Genomic DNA, 4,636 nt, shown 5'->3' on the forward strand with positions numbered 1-4,636 from the left:
ACCCACGCGCCCCACGCGACCTCCTCGGGCTGCCACGTGACGGGTCCGTCGTAGGTGCACTCGTAGAGGAACTCGCGCATCCGGGTGCGGTCGTCGGCGTAGTCGGCCACGCCGAGCGGCGCCAGCTCCACGCCGGTCACGCCGAGCTCCTCCGCCAGCTCGCGGCGCGCGGAGTCGAGCGGCTCCTCGCCGGCGCGCAGCACGCCGCCCGCGCAGAAGTCGTACCGGCCGGGATACAGGTCCTTCGTGTCGGTGCGGCGGTGCACGTAGACGTCGCCGGCGCCGTTGCGCACCACGACGGCGGTGGCCGCGTGCCGCAGGTTCTCCGCGCGCACCCGCGCCCGCGGCGCCGTCCCGCACTCGCGCCCCGCCTCGTCGTACAGCGCCACGACCTCGGCCCCCGCGACCTCGCCCATACGAGCATCCTGCCGCACCCGCCGGCCGGCATGACAGATGTCACGGCCCGTCCGTGCGCGGCTCACGCCACCCGGTGACGGGCGGCACTACCTGCGACGACGCCCCGCCGCGAGGGTGGAGGCATGACTTCGGAACCCATCGTCCACGTCCGCGGGGCACGCCGCCGGTACGGCACCTTCGAGGCCGTCCGCGGGGTCGACCTCGACGTCCACCGCGGGGAGCTCGTCGCCCTGCTCGGCACCAACGGCGCGGGCAAGACGTCGTTCGTCGAGCTCGTCGAGGGGCTCGCGCCCGCCTCCGGCGGCACGGTCCGCGTGCTCGGTCACGACCCGTACCGCGAGCGGCGGCGCGTCGTGGGCTCCCTCGGGATCATGCTGCAGAGCGCCGGGTTCTCCGGCGACCTCACGGTGGCGGAGACGGCGCGCACCTGGGCCGGCACCCTGTCGCGCCCCCGCCCGGTGGCGGACGTCCTCGGCGCCGTCGGGCTGGAGCACCGCGCCGACGTGCGGGTCGCCAGCCTCTCGGGCGGGGAGAAGCGCCGCCTGGACCTGGCGCTCGCCACCCTGGGCGACCCCGAGCTCCTCTTCCTCGACGAGCCCACGACCGGCCTCGACCCGGAGAGCCGTCGCGCCACCTGGGCGCTGGTGCAGGGCATGCTCGACGCGGGCACCACGGTGCTGCTCACCACGCACTATCTGGAGGAGGCGGAGCAGCTCGCCGACCGGATCGCGATCATGCAGGCCGGCCGCGTGGTGCGGACGGGGTCGGTCGCCGACGTCGTCGCCGCCGAGCCGGCCCGCGTGGAGGCGGTGGTGCGCAACGACGGCGGCCGGGCCGTCACGCCCGCGGTGGCGGACCTGCCCGCGCTGGCCGGCCTCGTCGGCGCCCCCGACGTCGACCGCACGGGCCGCCTGCGGCTGCGCACCACGCGCCTGCAGGACGACCTGCTCACCCTGCTGCAGTGGGCCGACGCCCGGCGCCTGCGGCTCGACGACCTCGACGCCCGGGCGGCGTCGCTCGAGCAGGCGTTCCTCGCCCTCGACGACACCGAAGGCACGCCCGATGCACAGCGCACGACCGACACGGAGGCAGCGGCATGACCACCACGACCACGACCCCCGCCCGCCGACGGGCCACGCCGGGCACGGGCGGCGGCGCCCGCCGCGTCGCCGCGCTCGCCCGCGCGGAGCTGCGCCTGCTCGTGCGCAACCGCACCGCGCTGTTCAACGCGCTCGCCCTCCCGCCGATGACGGTCGGGCTGTTCGCCGCGCTCGGCGTCATCGGGGACGGGGCGCCCGCCGCGGCGGGCGCCGTCCTGCTCAACCTGCTGACGTTCATGGCGCTCGCGTTCGTCGTCTACTACAACCTCACGGTCGCGTTCGTGGCCCGGCGCGAGGAGCTCGTGCTCAAGCGCTACCTCGTTGGAGAGTGCTCCAGGGCGGAGATCCTGGTCGGCACCGCGGTGCCCGCGGTCGTGGTGGCGCTGGCGCAGACGCTGCTGGGGATCGTCGCGGTGTCGGTGTTCCTCACGCCGCCCGCGTTCGTCAACCCGCTGCTGATGGTCGTGGCCGTGCTCGGCGGGGCCACGATGCTCACACTGCTGGCCGCCGCGACGTCCGGCCTGTCCCGCACCGTGGAGTCCGCGCAGCTCACCACGCTGCCGCTGCTCATCGTCGCGATCCCGTTCGCGGGCCTCTTCGGCGCGCCCGGCGCGTCGAGCGGCGTGCTCGACACGATCGGCACGTTCACCCCGCTGCGCCCGATCACCGACCTCATGCTGCTCGGCGCCGGCGGGATCGACGGGGACGGACAGGTGGTGACGTTCGCCGAGACGTTCGGCGCCGCCGCGCTGCCCGTCGCCGTGCTCGCCGCGTGGACCGTCGTGGGCGTGCTCGCCGCCCGGAGGTGGATGCGGTGGGAGCCGCGTCGGTGACCGACCCGCCATGGCAGGCTGGCCCCGTGACGACCGACCGGCCGACCGCCGTGCCGCGCACCGGCGGTGCTCGCGGGGTCGAGCTGTACACGCGCATCAGCCTGTACATGTTCGTGCTCCTCGAGCCGTTCTTCTCCCTCTACGCCGTGGCGGCGCTGTCCCGGCTCGGGGTGACACCGTCGGCCGGTGGCGCCGCCGTCCTCGTGGTCCTGGTCCTCACGCACACCGGCCTGTGCCTGGCTGCCGTGCACACCGGGTTCGACCGGGCGTTGTGGTCCGGCCGGCGGCCGCGACCCGTCGTCGTCGCCCTCCTGCTCGCGACCGTCGCCGTCGCCGTGACGACGGTGGCGGTGCTCCCTGCCCTGGCCGGCGGCGGCCTGGGCGACGATCCGCGCAGCCTGATGATCGGGGTGTGCGGCGCGGCGGCCTGCGGTGCGCTCGCCGTCGCGAGCCGGTACCGGCGGGTGGTGCTGGCCGGGGTCGTCGTCGGGGTGGTGGTCGCCGTCCTCCGGGTGCTCGCGGGCGTCGAGCCCGTCGCGGCGTCGGTCCTCGCCGGGGCGGTGGTCTTCGTCTTCACCATGTTCTGGGGCGGCACCGTGCGGATGTCGATGTGGATGGTCGAGGTCGTGCGCCGGCTCGACGACGCCCGCGGGGTCGCGGCGCGCCTCGCCGTCGCGGAGGAGCGGCTGCGCATCGCCCGTGACATGCACGACGTCGTCGGGCGGGCCCTGTCCGCCGTGGCCGTGAAGTCCGAGCTGGCCGCCGCCCTCGCCCGGCGCGGCGACCCGCGCGGCGCGGACCAGATGGAGGAGGTGCGCACCCTCGCGCAGGAGTCGCTGCGCGAGGTGCGCGGCGTCGTCGCGGGCTATCGCAGCGCGAACCTGGCCACGGAGCTCGACGGCGCGCGGTCGGTGCTGCGGGCCGCCGGCGTCACGGTGCGGGTCGTGGGCGAGGTGCCCGACCTCGCCGCCCCGCAGGTCGAGGCGCTGGCGTGGGTCGTGCGCGAGGGCGTCACCAACATCGTGCGGCACTCCGACGCGCGCGAGGCCCGCATCGACCTCACCGACCTCCTCGCGGACGCGGACGGCGCGCGCGAGCTGGCGCTCACCGTCACCAACGACGGCGTCCGCGGCACCGCCGCGGCCGCGGACGGGATGGGCTCCGGCCTCGTCGGGCTGCGCGAACGGCTGGCGGCGGTCGGTGGGGCGCTCGACGCCGCGGCCCGCGGCGACCGGTTCGTGCTCACCGCCCGCGTGCCCGCCCCCGGTCCCGAGGGCCCCGACCCGACCAGGGAGGCCGCCGCATGATCCGCGTGGTGCTCGCCGACGACGAGACCCTGATCCGCGACGCCGTCGCCCAGCTCCTCGACCTGGAGGCCGACCTGGAGGTCGTGGCGGTGGCCGGCAGCGGCCCCGAGGCGGTCGCCGTGATCGAGCGGCACCGGCCCGACGTCGCGGTGCTCGACCTGCAGATGCCCGGCGCCGACGGGATCGAGGTCGCGCAGCGGGTGCGGCCCGTCGTCCCGGGGTGCGGCGTCGTCGTCGTGACGAGCCACGGGCGGCCGGGGCACCTGAAGAAGGCGCTCGCGGCCGGGGTGCGCGGGTTCCTCCCGAAGACCGCGTCCGCGGCGGTGCTGGCGGCGGCGGTCCGGCAGGTGGCCGGCGGCGGCCGGTACGTGGACCCGGAGCTGGCCGCGGACGCCATCTCCGCCGGCGACTCGCCCCTGACCGCGCGCGAGGCGGACGTGCTCGAGCTCGCGGCGGACGGCGCCCCCGTCGAGGAGATCGCGGAGCGCGCCGCCCTGGCGCCCGGCACGGTGCGCAACTACCTGTCGTCGGCGGTGGCGAAGCTCGGCGTCGCGAACCGGCACGAGGCCGCGCGGCTGGCGCGCGCCCAGGGCTGGGTCTGAGCGGCCGGAGCATCCCCGCCAGCCCGTAGGCTGGACCCTTGTGTACGAGGGCGCAGTCCAGGACCTGATCGACGAGCTCGGCCGCCTCCCCGGCGTCGGGCCCAAGAGCGCGCAGCGGATCGCGTTCCACCTGCTCGCGGCGGACGCGGCCGACGTGCGCCGGCTCGCCGACGCGCTCACCGAGGTCAAGGCGCGCGTGCAGTTCTGCGAGACGTGCGGCAACGTCGCCGAGTCGGAGCGGTGCCGCATCTGCGCCGACCCGCGTCGCTCCGACGACGTGATCTGCGTGGTCGAGGAGCCCAAGGACGTCGTCGCGATCGCGGCCGGATCCCCGAGCGCCGCAGGCCCGAGCCGGCCGCGGAGACGCCCCGCCGGAC

General features: G+C 76.4%; 5 protein-coding genes and 1 pseudogene. 5 read left to right on the top strand and 1 reads right to left on the bottom strand.

What is annotated here, in order from left to right; genetic code table 11:
• Window positions 1-416, bottom strand: a 416-nt coding sequence (locus ACFWEK_RS19070; RefSeq protein ID WP_430555058.1) for an NUDIX hydrolase, incomplete at its 3' end; no start/stop codon positions are given.
• Between the two features lie 123 nt (window positions 417-539).
• Here ACFWEK_RS19070 and ACFWEK_RS19075 point away from each other — a divergent pair.
• From ACFWEK_RS19075 to ACFWEK_RS19095, 5 genes and pseudogenes are all read left to right on the top strand, one after another.
• A complete protein-coding gene (locus ACFWEK_RS19075; protein ID WP_430555059.1) occupies window positions 540-1,517 on the top strand; it encodes an ABC transporter ATP-binding protein in 978 nt (325 codons plus the stop codon).
• Window positions 1,514-2,350: an ABC transporter permease gene (locus tag ACFWEK_RS19080; protein WP_430555060.1), complete on the top strand. Its 837-nt coding sequence runs from the start codon at window positions 1,514-1,516 to the stop codon at window positions 2,348-2,350. The genes ACFWEK_RS19075 and ACFWEK_RS19080 overlap by 4 nt, the downstream gene beginning before the upstream one ends.
• 26 nt (window positions 2,351-2,376) lie before the next feature.
• A complete protein-coding gene (locus tag ACFWEK_RS19085; RefSeq protein WP_430555061.1) occupies window positions 2,377-3,657 on the top strand; it encodes a sensor histidine kinase in 1,281 nt (426 codons plus the stop codon).
• Window positions 3,654-4,259 carry a response regulator transcription factor gene (locus tag ACFWEK_RS19090; protein ID WP_430546074.1) on the top strand — a complete coding sequence of 202 codons (606 nt, stop codon included), beginning with the start codon at window positions 3,654-3,656 and terminating at the stop codon, window positions 4,257-4,259. The genes ACFWEK_RS19085 and ACFWEK_RS19090 overlap by 4 nt, the downstream gene beginning before the upstream one ends.
• Window positions 4,260-4,299: 40 nt before the next feature.
• Window positions 4,300-4,636 (top strand): annotated as a pseudogene (locus tag ACFWEK_RS19095) (hypothetical protein); the annotation flags it as partial.

It is taken from the genome of Isoptericola sp. NPDC060257, from assembly GCF_042726645.1.
GTDB lineage: Bacteria > Actinomycetota > Actinomycetes > Actinomycetales > Cellulomonadaceae > Isoptericola > Isoptericola nanjingensis.

What these genes read in the sequence shown, in the direction of transcription:
- ACFWEK_RS19075 (WP_430555059.1), top strand. Translation starts at nt 540, where the DNA reads ATGACTTCGGAACCCATCGTCCACGTCCGCGGGGCACGCCGCCGGTAC.
- ACFWEK_RS19080 (WP_430555060.1), top strand. Translation starts at nt 1,514, where the DNA reads ATGACCACCACGACCACGACCCCCGCCCGCCGACGGGCCACGCCGGGC.
- ACFWEK_RS19090 (WP_430546074.1), top strand. Translation starts at nt 3,654, where the DNA reads ATGATCCGCGTGGTGCTCGCCGACGACGAGACCCTGATCCGCGACGCC.